Origin of the sequence: Roseicyclus amphidinii (assembly GCF_030163755.1) — a bacterium.
Lineage (GTDB): Bacteria > Pseudomonadota > Alphaproteobacteria > Rhodobacterales > Rhodobacteraceae > Roseicyclus > Roseicyclus amphidinii.
Map to the genome: position 1 here is coordinate 1 of NZ_JASJOE010000002.1, position 16,571 is coordinate 16,571.

Annotated in this window: 18 protein-coding genes and 1 pseudogene; 6 read left to right on the forward strand and 13 right to left on the reverse strand. The window is 61.6% G+C overall.

From position 1 onward, the window contains the following. The 4 genes from QQK83_RS00940 to sctS all read left to right on the forward strand — a co-directional run. Window positions 1–374, forward strand: a 374-nt coding sequence (locus tag QQK83_RS00940; protein WP_284260756.1) for a hypothetical protein, incomplete at its 5' end; no start/stop codon positions are given. A gap of 5 nt (window positions 375–379) precedes the next feature. After that, window positions 380–1,387 (forward strand): FliM/FliN family flagellar motor switch protein, encoded by a 1,008-nt coding sequence (locus tag QQK83_RS00945; RefSeq protein WP_284260758.1) that lies wholly within the window; start codon window positions 380–382, stop codon window positions 1,385–1,387. After that, entirely contained in the window at window positions 1,380–2,024 is a 645-nt protein-coding gene (gene sctR, locus QQK83_RS00950) for a type III secretion system export apparatus subunit SctR (RefSeq protein ID WP_284260761.1), read from the forward strand. Before QQK83_RS00945 ends, sctR begins: the two co-directional genes overlap by 8 nt. A 13-nt stretch (window positions 2,025–2,037) precedes the next feature. Next, complete coding sequence (sctS, locus tag QQK83_RS00955) at window positions 2,038–2,307, forward strand: type III secretion system export apparatus subunit SctS (protein WP_284260763.1); 270 nt, start codon at window positions 2,038–2,040, stop codon at window positions 2,305–2,307. Here sctS and QQK83_RS00960 read toward each other — a convergent pair. The 4 genes from QQK83_RS00960 to QQK83_RS00975 are packed head-to-tail and all read right to left on the reverse strand — an operon-like array spanning window position 2,300 to window position 3,967. Continuing rightward, on the reverse strand, window positions 2,300–2,680 hold the full coding sequence (locus tag QQK83_RS00960; RefSeq protein WP_284260765.1) for a hypothetical protein: 381 nt from the start codon (window positions 2,678–2,680) through the stop codon (window positions 2,300–2,302). The genes sctS and QQK83_RS00960 overlap by 8 nt on opposite strands. 10 nt (window positions 2,681–2,690) lie before the next feature. After that, on the reverse strand, window positions 2,691–2,996 hold the full coding sequence (locus QQK83_RS00965) for an EscF/YscF/HrpA family type III secretion system needle major subunit (protein WP_284260767.1): 306 nt from the start codon (window positions 2,994–2,996) through the stop codon (window positions 2,691–2,693). 2 nt (window positions 2,997–2,998) lie between these two features. Then, a complete protein-coding gene (locus QQK83_RS00970; protein ID WP_284260769.1) occupies window positions 2,999–3,211 on the reverse strand; it encodes an EscE/YscE/SsaE family type III secretion system needle protein co-chaperone in 213 nt (70 codons plus the stop codon). Window positions 3,212–3,247: 36 nt separating this feature from the next. Then, on the reverse strand, window positions 3,248–3,967 hold the full coding sequence (locus QQK83_RS00975) for a Crp/Fnr family transcriptional regulator (protein WP_284260771.1): 720 nt from the start codon (window positions 3,965–3,967) through the stop codon (window positions 3,248–3,250). Window positions 3,968–4,137: 170 nt separating this feature from the next. Between QQK83_RS00975 and QQK83_RS00980 the strand changes: the two genes are divergently transcribed. Continuing rightward, the gene (locus QQK83_RS00980) at window positions 4,138–5,310 is read left to right on the forward strand and encodes an AraC family transcriptional regulator (RefSeq protein WP_284260773.1); all 1,173 of its coding nucleotides are present in this window, start codon (window positions 4,138–4,140) and stop codon (window positions 5,308–5,310) included. A gap of 15 nt (window positions 5,311–5,325) precedes the next feature. Further along, window positions 5,326–5,535, forward strand: a pseudogene (locus QQK83_RS00985) (transposase); the annotation flags it as partial. A gap of 24 nt (window positions 5,536–5,559) precedes the next feature. On the opposite strand, the gene QQK83_RS00990 reads toward QQK83_RS00985, so the two are convergent. The 9 genes from QQK83_RS00990 to QQK83_RS01030 all read right to left on the reverse strand — a co-directional run bounded on the left by QQK83_RS00990 (window position 5,560) and on the right by QQK83_RS01030 (window position 16,571). Continuing rightward, entirely contained in the window at window positions 5,560–6,615 is a 1,056-nt protein-coding gene (locus QQK83_RS00990) for an EpsG family protein (RefSeq protein WP_284260775.1), read from the reverse strand. Beyond that, window positions 6,612–8,597, reverse strand: a complete 1,986-nt coding sequence (gene asnB, locus QQK83_RS00995) for an asparagine synthase (glutamine-hydrolyzing) (protein WP_284260777.1) — start codon at window positions 8,595–8,597, stop codon at window positions 6,612–6,614. Before asnB ends, QQK83_RS00990 begins: the two co-directional genes overlap by 4 nt. A gap of 24 nt (window positions 8,598–8,621) precedes the next feature. Then, the gene (locus QQK83_RS01000) at window positions 8,622–9,719 is read right to left on the reverse strand and encodes a glycosyltransferase family 4 protein (protein ID WP_284260779.1); all 1,098 of its coding nucleotides are present in this window, start codon (window positions 9,717–9,719) and stop codon (window positions 8,622–8,624) included. A gap of 89 nt (window positions 9,720–9,808) precedes the next feature. Then, window positions 9,809–10,399 carry a class I SAM-dependent methyltransferase gene (locus tag QQK83_RS01005; protein ID WP_284260781.1) on the reverse strand — a complete coding sequence of 197 codons (591 nt, stop codon included), beginning with the start codon at window positions 10,397–10,399 and terminating at the stop codon, window positions 9,809–9,811. A 244-nt stretch (window positions 10,400–10,643) separates the two neighbouring features. After that, complete coding sequence (gene wecB / locus QQK83_RS01010; RefSeq protein WP_284260783.1) at window positions 10,644–11,768, reverse strand: non-hydrolyzing UDP-N-acetylglucosamine 2-epimerase; 1,125 nt, start codon at window positions 11,766–11,768, stop codon at window positions 10,644–10,646. Next, window positions 11,758–13,017 (reverse strand): glycosyltransferase family protein, encoded by a 1,260-nt coding sequence (locus QQK83_RS01015; RefSeq protein WP_284260784.1) that lies wholly within the window; start codon window positions 13,015–13,017, stop codon window positions 11,758–11,760. Before QQK83_RS01015 ends, wecB begins: the two co-directional genes overlap by 11 nt. Window positions 13,018–13,451: 434 nt before the next feature. After that, window positions 13,452–14,327: an FkbM family methyltransferase gene (locus QQK83_RS01020; RefSeq protein ID WP_284260786.1), complete on the reverse strand. Its 876-nt coding sequence runs from the start codon at window positions 14,325–14,327 to the stop codon at window positions 13,452–13,454. Next, window positions 14,320–15,300 carry an SDR family NAD(P)-dependent oxidoreductase gene (locus tag QQK83_RS01025; protein WP_284260788.1) on the reverse strand — a complete coding sequence of 327 codons (981 nt, stop codon included), beginning with the start codon at window positions 15,298–15,300 and terminating at the stop codon, window positions 14,320–14,322. The genes QQK83_RS01020 and QQK83_RS01025 overlap by 8 nt, the downstream gene beginning before the upstream one ends. An 11-nt stretch (window positions 15,301–15,311) precedes the next feature. Continuing rightward, window positions 15,312–16,571: a glycosyltransferase family protein gene (locus tag QQK83_RS01030; RefSeq protein WP_284260790.1), complete on the reverse strand. Its 1,260-nt coding sequence runs from the start codon at window positions 16,569–16,571 to the stop codon at window positions 15,312–15,314.

Below are 16,571 nucleotides of genomic sequence, written 5' to 3' on the forward strand. Positions count from 1 at the left end.
ATGCGCCCGCCGCAGCGGGCCTCGAGCGCATGGCGGCGAGCGTGGCCGAGGCGGTGGGGCGGTCCGCGCAAGGCGCTGTGCCGCAGCTTGAGGGGGGGCTGCGCATCCCGCTCGACGGGGCGGTCTTCGGCGCGCAATCGGCGACGGTGACCGTTACGGCCACCGAGATCCTGATCCTTCTGCACGGCGTGCCGGGCGTCGCACCGCCCGATCCGCGCGCCATCGCCGAAGCGGCGCGGAACCTGTCGCTGTCGCTCCTGCAGCGCCTGCCCGACCGTCGCGTGACGCTGGGCTACGAGCCGGACGAGCCAGCCCCGGTCGAGGGCGCCGACCGTGCGCGCGGTTTCAACCCCCTGTTGGGTCCGGTGAGGTAGTCACGATGGACGGAACCACCCCCAACCCCGCCCTGACGATACGGGGACCGGAGGCCGACCTGGCGCTCTGGAACGCGGCCATGCGGTGCCAGGGGCAGCCCTTGGGCCTGCGCGACGGGGTGCTGGCCGTGGTCTTCGAGCCGCTGGCCGATCCCGCGCCGGGCGGCAGCTGGCTTGCGAGCGGCGAGGGGCTGTCGCTGCGGCTGGAGGCCTGCGATTTCATGGCGCTGGCGGGTGCCCCGCAGGATGCGCCCCTCGGGATGGAGAGCCTTGCGGCCCTGCCCGAAGACCTCGCCGCCGCACTGACCCATGCCGCCGCCGAAATGCTGGCCCGGGCGCTGGAGCTGCAAACGCCGCTGACCGAAGAGCCCTGTCCCGACCCGATGCCGGCGCAACGCCTGCGGATGACGGTGCAGCGCGACGGGGTGGCGCTTGCGCGGCTTCTGGTCTGCGGGTCGCCCGCCGCAATGGCGGGGCTGATCCGCGGGCTTGGGCCGATGCCGGGGCTTCCCCCCGCCGAGGTCGCGGCGCTGGTGCATTGCGACTGGCAGGCGCTGAGCGGCGGCCTGACCCTGCGCCGGGCCGCGCTCGAGGGGCTCGCCCCCGGCGATGCCCTGCTGAACGGGCCGGTTCCCACCCTCTGCCGCATCCATGCGGGCGGGCGGGTGGTGCAGGCCCGCACGGAGGAAACCGGATGGAAGATAGAGGCCCTCATGTCCGATGACACGCCCGATGACGCGCCCGAAATGCCCGACATGCCCGAGGCAGAAGGCCCCGGCGACATCCCCGTCCGGATCGATTTCCGCATCGCACGCGGGCAGATGACGCTGGCGCAACTGGGCGAGCTGGCACCGGGTGGAATCCTGCCGCTAGCCGTCGATCCGCCCGCGCCGGGGGATGCGGTCGATATCCTCGCCAATGGATGCAAGATCGGCGACGGTCGCCTGATCCTGATCGACGATCTTCCGGCCGTGCGCATCTCGCGGCTTTTCGGGACGGGCGGGCATGGTTGATCCGCTCAATCTGATCCTGGCCCTGGTCGTCGCGGGGCTGATCCCCTTTCTCGCGGTGGTGGCCACGGCCTTCATCAAGATCTCGATCGTGCTTCTGCTGGTCCGCAACGCGCTGGGCGTGCAGCAGATCCCGCCCAACATGGCGCTGAACGCGCTGGCGATCATCATGTCGGGTTACATCATGGCCCCGGTCTTCGTCGAAACCTTCGACATCCTGACCGCGGGGGATTTCAGCTTCGACAGCGTCGAGGCCGTGCAGGCGACATATTCCGTCGCCAAGGAGCCGCTTCTCAACTGGCTTGCGCAGCACACCTCGGACCGGGAACTGGCCTTTTTCATCACCACCGCCGAACAGATCTGGCCCGAGTCGCTGCATGACAGCGCGACCGCCGACAACCTGGCGATCATGCTGCCCGCCTTTGTCGTCGGACAGCTGCGCGAGGCCTTCGAGATCGGTTTCCTTCTCTACCTGCCCTTCATCGCCATCGACCTTGTCGTGTCCAACATCCTGCTTGCGATGGGGATGATGATGGTGTCGCCGCTGACGATCTCGCTTCCGTTCAAGCTGTTCCTGTTCGTGATGGTCGATGGCTGGTCACGGCTGATCCTCGGCCTGATCCTGACCTACGCCAACTGACCACGAGGCCCCGATGTCCCCCGAAGACGCCGTCCACCAGATCTCCGAGGCGATGATCCTCGTCATGGTCCTGTCCATGCCGCCGATCATCGTGGCCTCGCTGGTGGGGATCGTGGTCAGCCTTCTGCAGGCGCTGACGCAGGTGCAGGAGCAGACGCTGTCCTTCGCGGTCAAGCTGATCGCCGTGGCGATCACGCTGTTCGCCATGGCCTCGATCCTGGGAAGCGAGATGGTGAATTACACCATAGGCCTGTTCGAGGCCTTTCCAGGCATGGTCAACTAGCCCGCTCGGCCCGGCGGCGGCCCATGCGCAGGTAGAAATCGAGCGCCGAGCGCGCCTCGTCGTCCAGGTCCCCGGTCAGCGACAGGATCGCGCGGGCCTTGATGTAGTTGCGCATGCGGATGCGGCGGAGCGCCTTGGCGTCGGCGCCCATCTCGGCGGGTTCGATGACCTCGCAACTGCGGGCGGCCTCGAGCGCGGCGCGGTGGTTGCCGGACAGATGCTCGACCACGGCGCGGGCAAAGGCAAGCTCGGGGCTGTTCACCCCGAGCCTGCGTGCAGCTTCGACAAGGCGGCCGGCCTCGGCGTGGCGTTCGTGCTGAAGCCGCACGAAGATCGCCAGCAGAAGGAAATCATGCTGGCGCTCGGTCAGCACGGTGCCGGGCTCAGGCGACGTTGCGGACGATGGCCTTGAGCGTGTCCGACACGGCCTTGAGCATGTTGGTACGCAGGTTGCTGACGGCCGACCAGGTGTTCATGGCCATCTGCATCGCATACATCTTCTCGGTATCCGAGAGGTTCGCGTTCTGCTCGATGTCCGCGATGTCCGCCTCGATCGCGGTCATCTGTTCCTGCAGGTATTCCTGCCGCCAGATCAGGTCGAAGCCGTCACGGTTGGTATACGCGTCCGTCCGAAGCTCCGGGGTGGTCAGGGTGAAAAGCGCGGGTGCCGATGTATCGCCGACGGCCATGGTCAGATCTCCTTGGTCTCTGGAAAGGGGGCAAGTATCGCCCGCGCCGCCGCCAGCGCGATGACGAGGCGTTCGCTTCGGGCAAAGTCGTCGGGCGACAGGCCGTCGCCGCGCGCGGCCTCGAGCCGGTCGCGCATGCCGGCAAGCTGCCTGAGCGCCTCGACCTTGACGGTCGCGGCGTCTTCGGCCCGAAGGCGTTCCTCAAGCTCGGTCATGCCGAAGATCATCGCGGTCCTCCGCCGGTTTGCCCCTCATTTATGGGACAGGCCGACCGCGGTGCTTGTGTCAAACGTCACCACCCCGTTGGGACGGTCAGAATTCAGGGCGATCTCCAGAAGCTGGGCCCGGTCGGTCAGCAGGATGTGCCGATCCTCCAGCGCGAGGATCCCCGCCTTTTCCCATCCCCTGAGCGTCTTGTTGACGTTTTCCCGCGTGCCGCGCGCCATCGAGCCCAGATCCTGCTGGGTGATGATCGGCCCGATGCAGTCGATCATCACGCCGCGGTAGCGGATCTGGTTGCCCAGCACGTCGGCGATCTGCAACAGGACATGCGCAAGGCGCAGCGACAGGCTGGGGAGGTAGAGCGCGCGGGTCATCGCCATGTAGGAGCGGTAGCGCCGCGAGACCATCCCCGAGAGCGCCTCGCGCAGTTCGGGATGGGTGTCCACCACCTGCTTCAGGCTACCTCGGGTGATCTGCATCACCTCCGTCGTGCCGACGGTGAAGGCCGTGTCGAGATGCGGCCCGCTGTCCAGCAGGCCCGCCTCGCCAAAGATGTGGCCGCGTGGAACGACGGAGGTCAGCGTCACCACCCCGTTCTCGTTGATGTAGGTCTGACGCACGTAGCCCGTGACCACCAGATACAGGCATTCCGTGTCGTCTTCCTGAAAGTAGATCACGCTGTTGGGGCCGTAGACCACCACCTCGGACAGGCGCGCGATACGCTCCGCACACTCGCTGGAGACTGCCATTGAGGCGCAGACCAGATCAGCCACGTCCGACCGCAAACACACTACCCCGTAAAGCCCGAGATACCTCGGATCACACACATGATCCCCACCGCTCGCGCTCAGGTATAGTGCTTTCAGAATTGGCTAGCCATTCGAACCGCTTGTCACCAACACGCCAAAGTTATCATCATGTGACATTCATCACCTTGCGGGCTGCAATTCTCTCGCAAGCTCCCCGGCGATGGCGGCAGTTTGCATGGATGACGTCCCCGGTCGGGTCTGGCCTGAAGATTGCCGGGGGCCGAAATCGCGTCTTCATCGGGCAATCGCCCGTCCGGAAGGAAGCCCGCATGTCCGAAACCATTGGTTGGCCCATTCTGACGATCGATCCGGCGCAACGTGCCGCAGGTGATCCGGGTGTGGCCCTCATCGACTTTCCCAGCGGGGTCGAGGTGGTGTTGTCCGGCTTCGGCATGGCGAAAGGCAGCGTGATCACTTTTCCGGACACGCCGCAGACCTGCCGGGTCAGCGCGATCTTCTTCCTGACGGGGCGTATGGAGCTTCGCCTCGGGAACGGGGCGGTCGGCCGATGGGTGCCCGGGACGGCCTGCCTTGTCCGAAGCGACACGCCGGGATTTCGACTGGTTGCGCAGGACAGCGGATGGAAGTCGCATGTCTGCGTCTCGATGGCCTGCAGCGATCTTGCTGCCCGATTTCCGGACGGGCCGCCCGAGGTTCTGCTGGACTATCTGTTCCACCCCGGAGAGGTCGACGCGATACGCGAACTGATGGTCACCCGCTCCATGAGTTCAACGGCGCAGGCGCTGCAGGCGAGCGCCCTGGGCGACGCCTTCGGACGGTCGCGGTGCGAGCCGCTTGCCCTTCAATTCCTGTTCGAGGCGCTCGCGGCGCTGCTTTTGCCTGATCCCGGCGGCACCGCCGATACGTCGCTCGCGCTCGAGCGGGCGCGGAGCTTGCACGATGCCGTGTCGCGGGAGCCGACCGTCGAACTGCTGCGGGTTCTGGGCCCTGACCTGACCCTTCAGGACCAACGCGCAGCCCTGCGCATGTTCGAGGCGCGCTACGGGATGTCCCTGCGCAGTTTCCGGCACAGGACCATCATGGAGATTGCGCGCGCCGAGCTGATGGAAGGTGCCATGATCAAGCAACTGGCCCATGATCTCGGCTACGCCCATCTGGCGAATTTCACCCGCGCCTATCGCCGCGCGTTCGGTGAAAGCCCCAGACAGACCCTGCGACGCAAGGCAAGGTCACCCAGCCGCCAGGGGGCCACCGACGGCATGAACTCCGATCACTTGGCGGCGAGGGGCGAGGCCGATCATGGGGGCCTGAGCGACGGGTGAGCTGCCCCCCCCGAGATCCCTCGGTCTGATGTTGGGTCTGCTCAACCGCGAAGGAGCAGGCGACCGAGCAAAAGCCGTTTCACCGAGGCGCAGGTCATCGGGATGCTCAAGGCGCCGGAGGCGGGCATGCCGACGGCTGAGGTGTGCTGCAGGCATGGTCTCGGCCCGGCGACGTTCTGCAAGCTGAACGCCAAGCATGATGGGACCAACAGCCTGCGCCCCCGAGAAGCCAAGCTTGGCGCGGTATCGTCAAAGCGCCCCGAGCGCGTCGAAGCTTATCTGGTATGGCACGTAACACTGTCCGAACAGCGAAGAGAGCTGCGTCCAGACGAGGAACACAAGCGTCAAGCCCGCGATGGGCGCAAGCGTCCAGAGCTGGCGGTTCTTCAGGGTCTGCAGATACGGAACGCGGGCAAAGATCATGAGCTGGATCGGGATGAGGTAATAGCCGAACCGGTCGCCGATCACCGTCGAGACGAAGAACAGGCTGAAGAAGCCGACCATGAGCCACGCGCCGATGATGGCGATCTTGTAGTCCTGCGGAAACTCGCGCTGCCACGCCTTGCGGATGTAGAGGACGAAGAACAGGCCGCTGAGGCTGAGGATGCCGAGCCGGAACACCGCACCCGCGGCGTCGATTCCGGTTTCAATGTAGCGACGTTGCGCCAGTTCGGCCGCTTCGGTCTGGGACAGGCCGTAGACGCCCGGCAGCGCCAGGAGGCTGGCAAAGATGATGTTCCGCCGCGTCCACGCGCCAAGCACGAAGGGAGCGAAAACGAGGAACGCGAGGGCGCTGGAATGAAAGAGCGAGCCTGCGAGGATCCAGAAGACATAGCGGATGACACGCCGATCCATGAAGGCGACATAGGCAAGGCAGGTGAAGCCGATCGCGGCCCCTTGCCGGATGCCCGACATGGGCATGTTGATGACGAGGATCGGAAAGGCCAGCGCCAGCATGGCCAGCGGGTTGGGTTGCCGCCGCGCAAGGGCGTGGAAGCCGATGAAGAAGATCGCCGAGGTGATGATGTTCAGGTATTCGTAGGGCAGGCCCGTCTGCTGCAGGAACCGGATGATCGACCAGTATCCGGGTTCGGAGAGCGTGAAGGCGAACTCGTAGCTCGGGATCTGGATGCGGTAGTTGACGAAATAGCCCCACCAGTCGCAGCCGACGCGGTAGCGGAAGGCCGAGAACAGGAAGAGGCCGATCAGACCGGCCCAGTAGAGAGCCAGCTTTGCCTGACGGTCCCGCGCCGCCAGATAGGACGAGATCAGCAGCGCGACAAAGGTGGCGTAATAGGTGGTCACGTCGCCATCTCCGCAGGGCGTGCGGCCCCGTCCTGCAACCAGGATTGCAGCATGAGAAGCGCCCAGAGAAGCTGACCGTGATTGCCGCGACCGGCGAGATGGGTGGACCAGATCTCGCGCACGGGGGCGACCTGCAGAACGCCTTGGCCCTGCAACTCTTCGACCGAGAGCAGACCCTCGGCCCAGCTGCGCAATTCGCCGCGCAGCCAGCGGTCGATGGGAATGGCGAAGCCCTGTTTCGGGCGGTCGATCAGGGCGCGGGGAACGTGCAGATCCAGGATATCGCGCAGGATCTGCTTGCCCCGGCCGTCGCGGATGCGTGCGCGGGGCGGCAAGCGCCACGCCGCTTCTATCGTGCGGATATCGAGGAATGGGGCCCGCGTCTCAAGCGAGGCATGCATGGCGGCCCGGTCGACCTTCACGAGGATATCGCTCGGCAGATAGCCCAGCGTATCGCGCGCCATGATCCAGTCCTTGGGCGAGAACCCGGCCAGCCGCTCGTCCTCGGCCCGCGTCGCGGCCCTGTCGGGGCCGGATCGCAGGACGCGGGCTGGGTCGTCGGTGATCTGTGTCAGGCCGGCATAAACATCCTGCAGCGAGGTCGCACTGGCCGCGATCTCGGCCAGGCGGCCGCTCTTGTCGAGCAGGCTGGCAGGCAGGCCTGCCCGGCGGGCCAGCCCGCGCAGAAGCGGCGAGCCGCCGCCACCGAGCTGCTGCAGGACGCGCCCCACGGGCCGCGCGCCACGCCGCAGGAGGCCGGGCATCCGGGACAGCCGGGACCAGAGCTTCGGGCCGAGGACGTGGCGATTATAGCCGCCGAAGATCTCGTCGCCGCCGTCGCCCGTCAGCGCCACGGTCACCGCCTGCCGCGCGTTCCGGCACAGTAGAACCGTGGGGATCTGGGAGGAATCCGCGAAGGGCTCGCCATAGATTCGGCCGAGTTGCGGGATGACCTCGAGCGCGTCGGCCTCGGTCAGGCGATAGGTGGTGTGATCGGTGCCCAGATGCGCGGCCACGCGCTCGGCATGGGCGCTTTCGTCATAGCCCGCTTCCTCGAAACCGATGGTGAAGGTCTTGACCGATCGGTCCGACACGGCGGTCATCAGCGCTGTGACCAGCGAGGAGTCGACGCCGCCGGACAGGAAACTGCCCAGCGGCACATCGCTGATCATCTGCGAGGCGACGACCTCTTCGAGGGTCGCGCGCATGTCGCGGATGACGCGGGCCTCGTCATCGGGCGCGCGGCGGGCGGGATGGGAGAGACCCGTCGCCATGACACCGACCATGTCGCAATAGACCCGCTGCTCCATCGCCCCGTCCGCGGCCGCGATGCTGAGGATCGTGCCGGGCTGCACCTTGCGCACGGATGCGAAGATGCAGCGGTCATCGGCGACGGTCGCCGTTGCGACGAAGCCCTGCAAGGCTTGCGGGTCGAGCGCGGGATCGAACGCGGGGATGGCCTGGAAAGCCTGCGGCTCGGACGCAAAGGCTACCGCCCCTCCCAGCATCGCCAGGTGGAGCGGCTTTTCACCGGTGCGGTCACGGGCCAGCGACAGGATGCCTGCCTCCCGGTCCCACAGGGCGAGGGCGAACATGCCAGCGGCGCGTTGCAGGGCCTTGTCCAGCCCCCAATGGCCGATGGCGGCGAGCAGCGTCTCGGTGTCCGAATGCCCGCGCCAGGTGGAGGCTACGCCCTCGGCCTCGAGCGCCTTGCGAAGCTCGAGGTGATTGTAGACCTCGCCATTGAAGACGATCACGTGCCGCGCATCCGCAGACTGCATCGGTTGTGCGCCTGCCGGAGAGAGGTCGAGAATGGAAAGCCGCCTGTGCGCCAGCCCGATGGCGGCGTCCTCGTCACGCCAGAGACCTTCGGCATCCGGCCCGCGATGGGCCAAGGCATCGGCCATGCGGCGCAGGGTCGAGGCATCGGGGGCTGTGCCGGTCCCGGTCCCGAGGCCGAGCATGCCTGCAATCCCGCACATCTCAGGCCACCTTCCTCGAACCCGTCACACCGCGCGCCGGACCAAATCCGCAAACATGCGGGCGACGCGTGGCCCGTGTACCTGCAAAGAGTAGTCGCGCTCCACCCTTTTGCGACCGGCTTGCCCCATGCGCAGACGCAAATCGGGATCGTGGATCAAGGTCTTTAGCGCGGAGCGCCACTCCGCCGGTGTCGACGCAAGGAAGCCGGTCTCGCCATGGGTGACGATGTCAGCATTCACCCCCACGGGTGAGGCGACAACAGGCAGGCCGCAGGCCATGTATTGAATGAGCTTGTAGCCGCATTTGCCCCGCATCCATGGCGTGTCGGGCAGCGGCATGATGCCGATATCCATGTCGCGGATATCGGCGGCCTCACGCTCTTCGGACCAATCGCGGAGGTCGATGGCCGCGTCTTGGGCCGACAGCGCCCCGGCACCGACGGCGAGGATCCGGGACCGCAACGGGCGCAGCGTATCGAGAATATCGGGGAGGAAGGGCGCGACACACTCGCGCCAGGTGCCGGGGGTGCCGATCCAGCCGACGGTCGGATGCGGGGCCGCGGGCGTCGGGCTGCCGTCATAGGCCGCAGCATCGACGACGGTCGGAACGATCTCGATCCGGTCGGCACCGGCCCTTTCGGCATACGCGCCAAGATAGGCGTTGCCCGCGAGCACGAGCGTGGAGTTCGACATCACACGCGCGATCTTGCGGCCAAGCAGCGCGCGCACCATCGGGTTGGCGTGGCTGTCGTAGCGGTGGAAGACGGCGTCGTCGAAATCCGAGACGACGGGCACATCGCGGGGAAACAGCCGGTGTTCGAGACCGGCGGGCACCCAGGGCAGGGCCTCTTTCTCGAGCCAGATCAGGTCAGCGTCGAGGGCGGATTTCAGCGCGGAAAGACGACTGCGGTAGGCCCGCAGGATCGCGCCGGGCTCACGCCGCCCGGCGTAGAGCGCATCCAGGTATGACGCGTCGAACAGGCAGTCGGTGCTGACCCTGAAGCCGGATTGCTCGAGATGCGCGATGAACTGGAGGAGCCGCAACCGGCTCGAGGCGCCGCGCCGATCGTAGCGCGTGAGGAGGTGTAGCTTCACCGGCATCCTTTCACGCGCGGTCGGCATTGGCTGCTGCAGGGCGACGCCTTCGTGCAAGATGCACTCTGGAAACGACGTCCGGCGAAACCGAGGCCCGGCCCCGGAACACAATCTGCTCAGGGCAATTTGTACTTCTTCGTGCCTTTCGGGTAGGACGTGCCATCGACGATAGAGTTGACATCCGCATTGCGCCATTCGAAGTCGGACACATCGCGCACTTTCCTGCAAAGGATTTCACTGTGGCAGTATAGTTCGGTCAGGGGGCGGTATTTCATGTAGTCGTCCGCGTCGTGACCATAGTACCCACAAATCGGATTGCTCATTCCCTTCTCGATCAGCTCGAAGCCAAGAGACGAATTGAACAACGCCCGAAGACCCATGTCCGAAAACTGGAAGAAGTTCCAGGGGCGCTCGTGGGACGCGAAAGAGAAGTGAGTCTCGACAAACACATGTCCACCGACCTTCAGAAGCTTGTGAATTTCCTCGGCTACCACCCACGGCATGCACAGATGCTCGAACACGGCAGACGAGAATATGAGGTCGAATTTCTCATCTGGGTCAAAATGGCTTGAGAGCTTGTGAGCATCCCCTACGATATCCACATTATCGCCGGGGTAAATGTCGAACCCGACGTAGTCGGCGTGCCTGAACCTTTGCCCGAAGGGTGTGCCCGTGACGTTTCGGGACCCGACTTCGAGGATTTTCATGCCCGAGTGATCGAACCTGTCCAGCAGATATTTTTCCCAAGACAGGTGAGAAACACTATTTGGTCGAGCAACCTTGCTTGTGCGAAACCGGAATGGGAGAGTGGCGACTCTGCCAATTATGCCAAGCGCGATTTGCGTAGTCTTGTTTTTAGGGGTCTGCATCCATCCAGCCTTTGTGTCAAAGATAATACATGGTTCCGACGCAATGCATACCAGAGGCCGACGAAGTTGCTCACACCTGTTGCTACTTTAGCAAAAAACGAACGAGGTGATCCGCTATTTGCCGCGCTGCTGTGCCGTCACCATAAGGATTGGCCGCGTCGCACATTGCCTGATAGGCTGCCGGGTCGCTCCATAGCGTCTGAAAGTCACTGAGAATTCGTGCCTTGTTTGTCCCGACAAGCCGTGCACAGCCTGCGGCAACACCTTCCTGACGCTCCGTCTTGTCGCGCATGACCAATACGGGCACATTCAGGCTCGGCGCTTCTTCCTGCAAACCTCCAGAGTCGGTCAGGATAACCCACGAATTCCTCATGAGGTAAATCATTCGATCATATGATTGAGGGTTCATGAGATGCACATGGGCCACCCCTCCAAGTCGTTCTGTGACGACTTCACGAACGGCCGGGTTGAGATGGGTACTAACCGTTATTGTGCAATTCTCATAAGTCTCAGAAATGATGCGTAGCGCTGCGCAAATATCTTCTATACCCTGTCCAAAGTTCTCGCGGCGATGCATCGTCACCAGCACATGACGCCTTGCCTTGTTGCGAAGCTGTGGAAATTCCGATTGATACTTGGACTGATTAAGGTCGATCTGCTTATTCATCATGAGCAGCGCATCGATGACCGTATTTCCAACCACGACCACATTAGTGGTCACATTTTCACGCAACAAAGCCATGGCCGCATTTTGCGTCGCTGCAAAGTGGAAATCGCTCAGGGTTCCAATCATTCGTCTATGGCTTTCCTCCGGGAAAGGAGCCCATTTATCGCCCGTTCGTAGACCTGCCTCAATATGGGCAACTGGAATACGGTGGTAATGGGCCGCCAATGCGCCCGCAAGAGCGGTAGATGTATCGCCCTGCACAATGACCACATCATATTTTTGCTCCATGAACTGAGCGTCAAGCACATGCATGATGCGGCCAAATAGGTTGGAAAGCCGGTCGTTCGGCAACATGACATCAAGAGAAAGGTCAGGCTCGACACCAAATGCCATAAAAACAGATTTCAGCATCTCCCGGTGCTGTCCGGTTGCAATCAGGGTTGGGGTTATCTCCGGATGCATTGAAAAAGCAGCGTGAACCGGTATCAACTTGATGGCTTCAGGGCGGGTACCCGCAATAATTGCCGCTTTAAGCGTCATCCAGAATACTCTCCATTTCCCTGTAAAGGCGGTTTGCAGCCGCCCTTGCATCATAGGTGTCATCGTCTGCATTTCGCTCAAAATGCACCGGGTCTCCCGACTGCCATTCTTTCCATTTCTGCTCAATGCCTTTTGATAAACCCGCAACGTCCGAGTGGTCAAAGCATAGGCCAAGCTCAAGAGATTCGATCAATTCTTGAGCGATACTACCCGTTGGACTGACTCCGAGAATGGGTCTTTGGCCCAACATGTAATCCAGCAACTTGGAAGGGAAGAATTCATAACCTTCGGCGCTTTTCGCAGTTCCTGCTGCCCGCTCCATGCTGTTATCGATAAGGGACAGAACATCCGCACTTCGGATCAATCCCATCGCTGTGTCGAAGTCAACGGGACCTTTCCAGTCAAGGTAGTCGGCACATTTTGCAAAATAGGCACGAACTTCACGATCAGCGTGACCAGCGATTGTGAAAACAATTGATCCGCGTGCCTGTGGGACACGTTCTAGAAAAGCGTCGATTGCAGAAAAGAATATTTCTGGATGGCGACTGCCACCTAGCGTCCCGGTATAGACCAAACGAAACTTGTCGCCGCGCCGCCAAGGATTTGGCGTGTTATGTTCCGGATCGTATGTATTTGGAAAGTAGCGAAAACGACTCACTGCAGTCGGATAAAGGCTCGCGTAATTTTTCAACGTTCGAATTGAAGTAAATGTCACGCGGTCAGCACGTGCGATAGCCTCGTGTTCACGCACCCTGTTCCATTCAAGATCATATCCACGCGGATGGAGTGGAGATAGCGACCATGGGTCGCTCAATTGCATGATCCACGGCACGTCCAATTTTTCGGCGATTGCTTGGCCGAGCAGCGCTGAAGATATCGGATAAGACCGTGAGAGGATAATATCTGGCCGCCAAGGCAATACAGCGCAGATCTCTTGCGACCGGGCGACGGCAGCGCGCTTGAGATCCGGGCGCGAGGCAAGGGCCGGCAGGAACCGGAGTACGGCATGGTTGACATAGCGATTTGAGAAAAGGTCAAACCGGGTAACACCCTCCTCAAGTCGCAATCTTGGTGCCAGCAAGGCGGAGACCCGACTACTCTCGTTGCTCGTTACCACATGCACCTCTACTCCCGGCAGACTGGAGAGATACTTGTGCAGCTTCGCGGTCTGCAACACCTCTGCATCCTGTTTCGGTGGGAATGCGAGTGATACAAGTAGAACTTTCATGGAGCGTTTGTCGGCGGTCATGCCCAAACACCGAAAGTGGCGCGGCAGTAATCAGACGCCGAGCGATTGAGTTGCTGGCGATCATTTCCCTGATAGGTGGCGTTCAAGAGAGCGTCCCGCTCGGATATCTCCTCGCTCTTGGGCAGGGCGGCCCGCCACGGGCAGTAGATACGAATACCACGCCGTGCGAGCATCGCTGAGAGCCCGGAAACACGAAACGTCTGCTGTGAGCCGCCACCTTCTTTGTGTCTCGGCAAACTTGGCTGTGGCTGAAACGTCATTTGCGATTGCGCTCGAACATTATGCCAGTTTCACTGAGCTCGAATATATCTGATATTAATTACCAAAAATAAATTCCCTAACCTCATTTCACCATTGGGGCGCAAGATCCGTTGGCACCTTTATCGACCACAATGAGATAAGGCGACCTGTCGCGCCACCAATTTCAAATACTTTTATTTGCTTGATGTAATTGGAAGTGTCGATACAGGAGAAAGAAGAAAGTCGCTACTCTGCACTTCCTTCTGCGCACCCATACATGCCACCTCCCTGAAGTCTCTTAGGTTGCCATGTTCATCTTTGACAATCTCAAAGGAGATGTAACCCAGGCGAGCCAACAATGCACTGATTCTTGTTGTGGCATGCATTCGTGAAGTGCTTTCCATCACCGGCAGGACTTCAATAATAACGAATGGCCGGTCTCTAGCTAGGACCATTTCTAAAGCTTCAAGTACATCGGCCTCAAATCCCTCCACGTCAATCTTTACGATACCTACGCGCTCCACACCCATGGCAGTGAGGCTCTCATGGACTGACGCTACTGCAATTGTTGTTTCGCCGCGCCTTGCCCTGACATCTCTAAAATTTGGCAGCATCGATGCGGATGAATCAAAATCGGAATCGAGATAGTGAAAAAGGCGGGCAATGCCAAACTGCCCTGAGCACGCAGCAGGAATGATGACGCAGTGACTGATCTCATTCAACCTTATGATTTTCCTTACAACTGAAACACAGTCAACATTCGGCTCAAATCCAAGATACGATCTCCGCTTATCAACTGACCTTAAGCTTAATAGAGTTTGGCCGAGATTTACACCGATATCCAAAAATATGCCTTTGGTATGGGGAAGAATTTTCTCAATCACCTCGGACATCCAGATTTCGTCAATTTTAAATACCACCCCGAGAGGAAGCCGGTATTTTTGCGCATTAACTGCAACCCCCCTCATGCTCAGCGCGGTATCTCTAAGGTGGCGCATGAGGCTATAGGCAATGTTTCCACTTACACTCTTTCGCCAATCGCCAAAAATATCGCGTGGAGATTCACTCATCGAAGACATCTTTCACTAGCAAAAATATTTGCTCAGAATTTAGTTTGTTTGGATTCCCCCCCGACTCATACTCGAACGCCGTTTCCAACGGCTCAGCCTCCTCTACCTCGGCGCAATAGCGCGGCAGGTCCCACCTTCCGCGCACAGGTGTCACGACGTAGTGCTTGCCCCGCCGCGCCACGAAAGGGGCCTCGGTGATGGAAAACATCGCCTCGTGCAGCTTCTCGCCCGGGCGCGCGCCGATGACGCGGTGTTCGGCGTCCGGCGCGATGGCCATCGCCATGTCGCCGACCCGGTAGGAGGGCGAGATCGGGCAGATCACGTCGCCCCCCCACCCCTCGTCCAGGGCGAAGAGGATCAGGTCGACGCCCTCGTCCATCGTGATGGAAAACCGCGTCATGTTCGGGTCGGTGATCGTGAGGACCCCGGTCTCGCGCTGCTTCAGGAACAGCGGGGCCACCGAGGACCGGCTGTTGAGGATATTGGCATAGCGCACCAGCGAAAACCGCGTATTCGTCTTGCGATCCGCGTTGAGAAAGACGCGCTCCATGGCGAACTTGCTGGCACCATAGATCGTGGTGGGCGACACCGCCTTGTCGCTCGAAATGCCCACCACCTTGCGCACCGTGCTGTCGGCGACCGCAGACACAAGGCTCATCGCGCCGTCGACATTGGTGCGCAGGCATTCCTCTGGGTTCGCCTCGGCATGTGGGACAAGCCGCATAGCCGCGGTGTGGATCACCGTGTCGATGCCGCGCAGGCTGCGCTTGAGGTGGTCGCGGTCCTTGACGTCACCGATGATGAACTCGAGCCGGTCTGCATGCGCGGCCAGGTCCTGCGCCATGTCGCCCTGCTTGTGCTCGTCGCGGGAGTAGACGACGATCCGCTCGACCTCGGGCCGCGTCTCGAGCAGGCGCGTGACGACCGATCGACCGACCGACCCCACGCCGCCCGTTACCAAAACGTGTTGCATGATCCTGTCCGTCATTTTGCGCGCAAGGCGTCGATGGCCTTGCGGAATACAGGGTTGAGCGACGAGAAGCCGCGATACGAAATTCCGAATGCCCGGCAGTGAGCGCGACGGGTGTCGCGGTCCATCTCGAGGTAGCGCTGGATTTCGGGCCACGCGCCGCGAATGGAGGCTTCGCGGAAATCGTCAACCACGACGCCGACGTCCTGTTCGCGTGCATGCAGGTAATCCTCGGACACGCCCGTTGGCGTCAGGAAGGGCATGCCCGCGCAGAGGTATTCGCCCACCTTGATGCTGGAGCGGAACTTTTGGCCGGGACCGGGGGGGATGGTGATGAGGCCGAGATCACCGGCGAAGTAGAAGCGTTCGATCTCGTCATAGCTGGAATGGCAGACCGAGTAGTGCCGCCGATCTACGCCCGCCTGCTGGAACAGCCCATGCACATGCTCATCGTCATTCGGGGTCACGATCAACAGGTGGAGCCGGGGTTCATAGTCGCGGAGCCATGCAAAGGCCTGCGCGATCTCGACGTCGTAATACAATCCCCCGAATTTCCCGGTGTAGAACAGCACGGGTTGATCCGGTTCCAGGCCCAGCTGGCCACGGACCTGCGCCTCGACCTGTGGATCATGGGCGAACTTGTCTTCATTGACCACGGTCGGCACACGGAAGAACGCTGCGCGGACCCCCCATTCGTCCTTGAGACGCTCGCCCATGAAGCGTGTTCCGGACGCGATCACATGCGCATATTCCGCGGATTTGCGTTCGAAATAGCGTGCGAGGCGGAACTGGATGCTGTCTTCGCGCCATGCCCCTGCATCTCGGGAGACTTCACTATGCGGCTCATACTGATAGAGAAACAGCCGCATCCGAAGGGGAAGCGCGCACATGTAGGCAAAGGAGCCCGCCACCGAACCAAGGGCCGCGATATGGCGATACCCCTTGATGCGGAGGCGCATGACGGCAAGAAAGCCCGACGAGACATCCCGCGCTTTCTGCAACAGACCCATACCCGGATGCCAGGTGAGGGCGGTCCACTCCAACCCTTGTTCCCTCCATTTCGCCACGAGGCCCTCCTGCGCCTCTGTCAACGGGTGGCGCGGATCCTCGAAAGTGACGACATGAAATCGGACCGGCTTGTCCGGGTCGGAAAGGTAATCCCTTATGTAGAGCCAGAAATTACCCTGGATGAGTGGGTCGAACAGCCGGTTGTAGAGGAAGATGACAATGGGGGTTTGGTGACTGTCAATCTGATACGGCATGTAGGTTTTCAA

Bases quoted from the DNA above. Each gene is read 5' to 3' on its own strand.
- QQK83_RS00945 (WP_284260758.1), top strand. From the start codon at position 380: ATGGACGGAACCACCCCCAACCCCGCCCTGACGATACGGGGACCGGAG.
- sctR (WP_284260761.1), top strand. From the start codon at position 1,380: ATGGTTGATCCGCTCAATCTGATCCTGGCCCTGGTCGTCGCGGGGCTG.
- sctS (WP_284260763.1), top strand. From the start codon at position 2,038: ATGTCCCCCGAAGACGCCGTCCACCAGATCTCCGAGGCGATGATCCTC.
- QQK83_RS00965 (WP_284260767.1), bottom strand. From the start codon at position 2,996: ATGGCCGTCGGCGATACATCGGCACCCGCGCTTTTCACCCTGACCACC.
- QQK83_RS00970 (WP_284260769.1), bottom strand. From the start codon at position 3,211: ATGACCGAGCTTGAGGAACGCCTTCGGGCCGAAGACGCCGCGACCGTC.
- QQK83_RS00975 (WP_284260771.1), bottom strand. From the start codon at position 3,967: ATGGCAGTCTCCAGCGAGTGTGCGGAGCGTATCGCGCGCCTGTCCGAG.
- asnB (WP_284260777.1), bottom strand. From the start codon at position 8,597: ATGTGCGGGATTGCAGGCATGCTCGGCCTCGGGACCGGGACCGGCACA.
- QQK83_RS01000 (WP_284260779.1), bottom strand. From the start codon at position 9,719: ATGCCGACCGCGCGTGAAAGGATGCCGGTGAAGCTACACCTCCTCACG.
- QQK83_RS01005 (WP_284260781.1), bottom strand. From the start codon at position 10,399: ATGAAAATCCTCGAAGTCGGGTCCCGAAACGTCACGGGCACACCCTTC.
- wecB (WP_284260783.1), bottom strand. From the start codon at position 11,768: ATGACGCTTAAAGCGGCAATTATTGCGGGTACCCGCCCTGAAGCCATC.
- QQK83_RS01015 (WP_284260784.1), bottom strand. From the start codon at position 13,017: ATGACCGCCGACAAACGCTCCATGAAAGTTCTACTTGTATCACTCGCA.
- QQK83_RS01020 (WP_284260786.1), bottom strand. From the start codon at position 14,327: ATGAGTGAATCTCCACGCGATATTTTTGGCGATTGGCGAAAGAGTGTA.
- QQK83_RS01025 (WP_284260788.1), bottom strand. From the start codon at position 15,300: ATGCAACACGTTTTGGTAACGGGCGGCGTGGGGTCGGTCGGTCGATCG.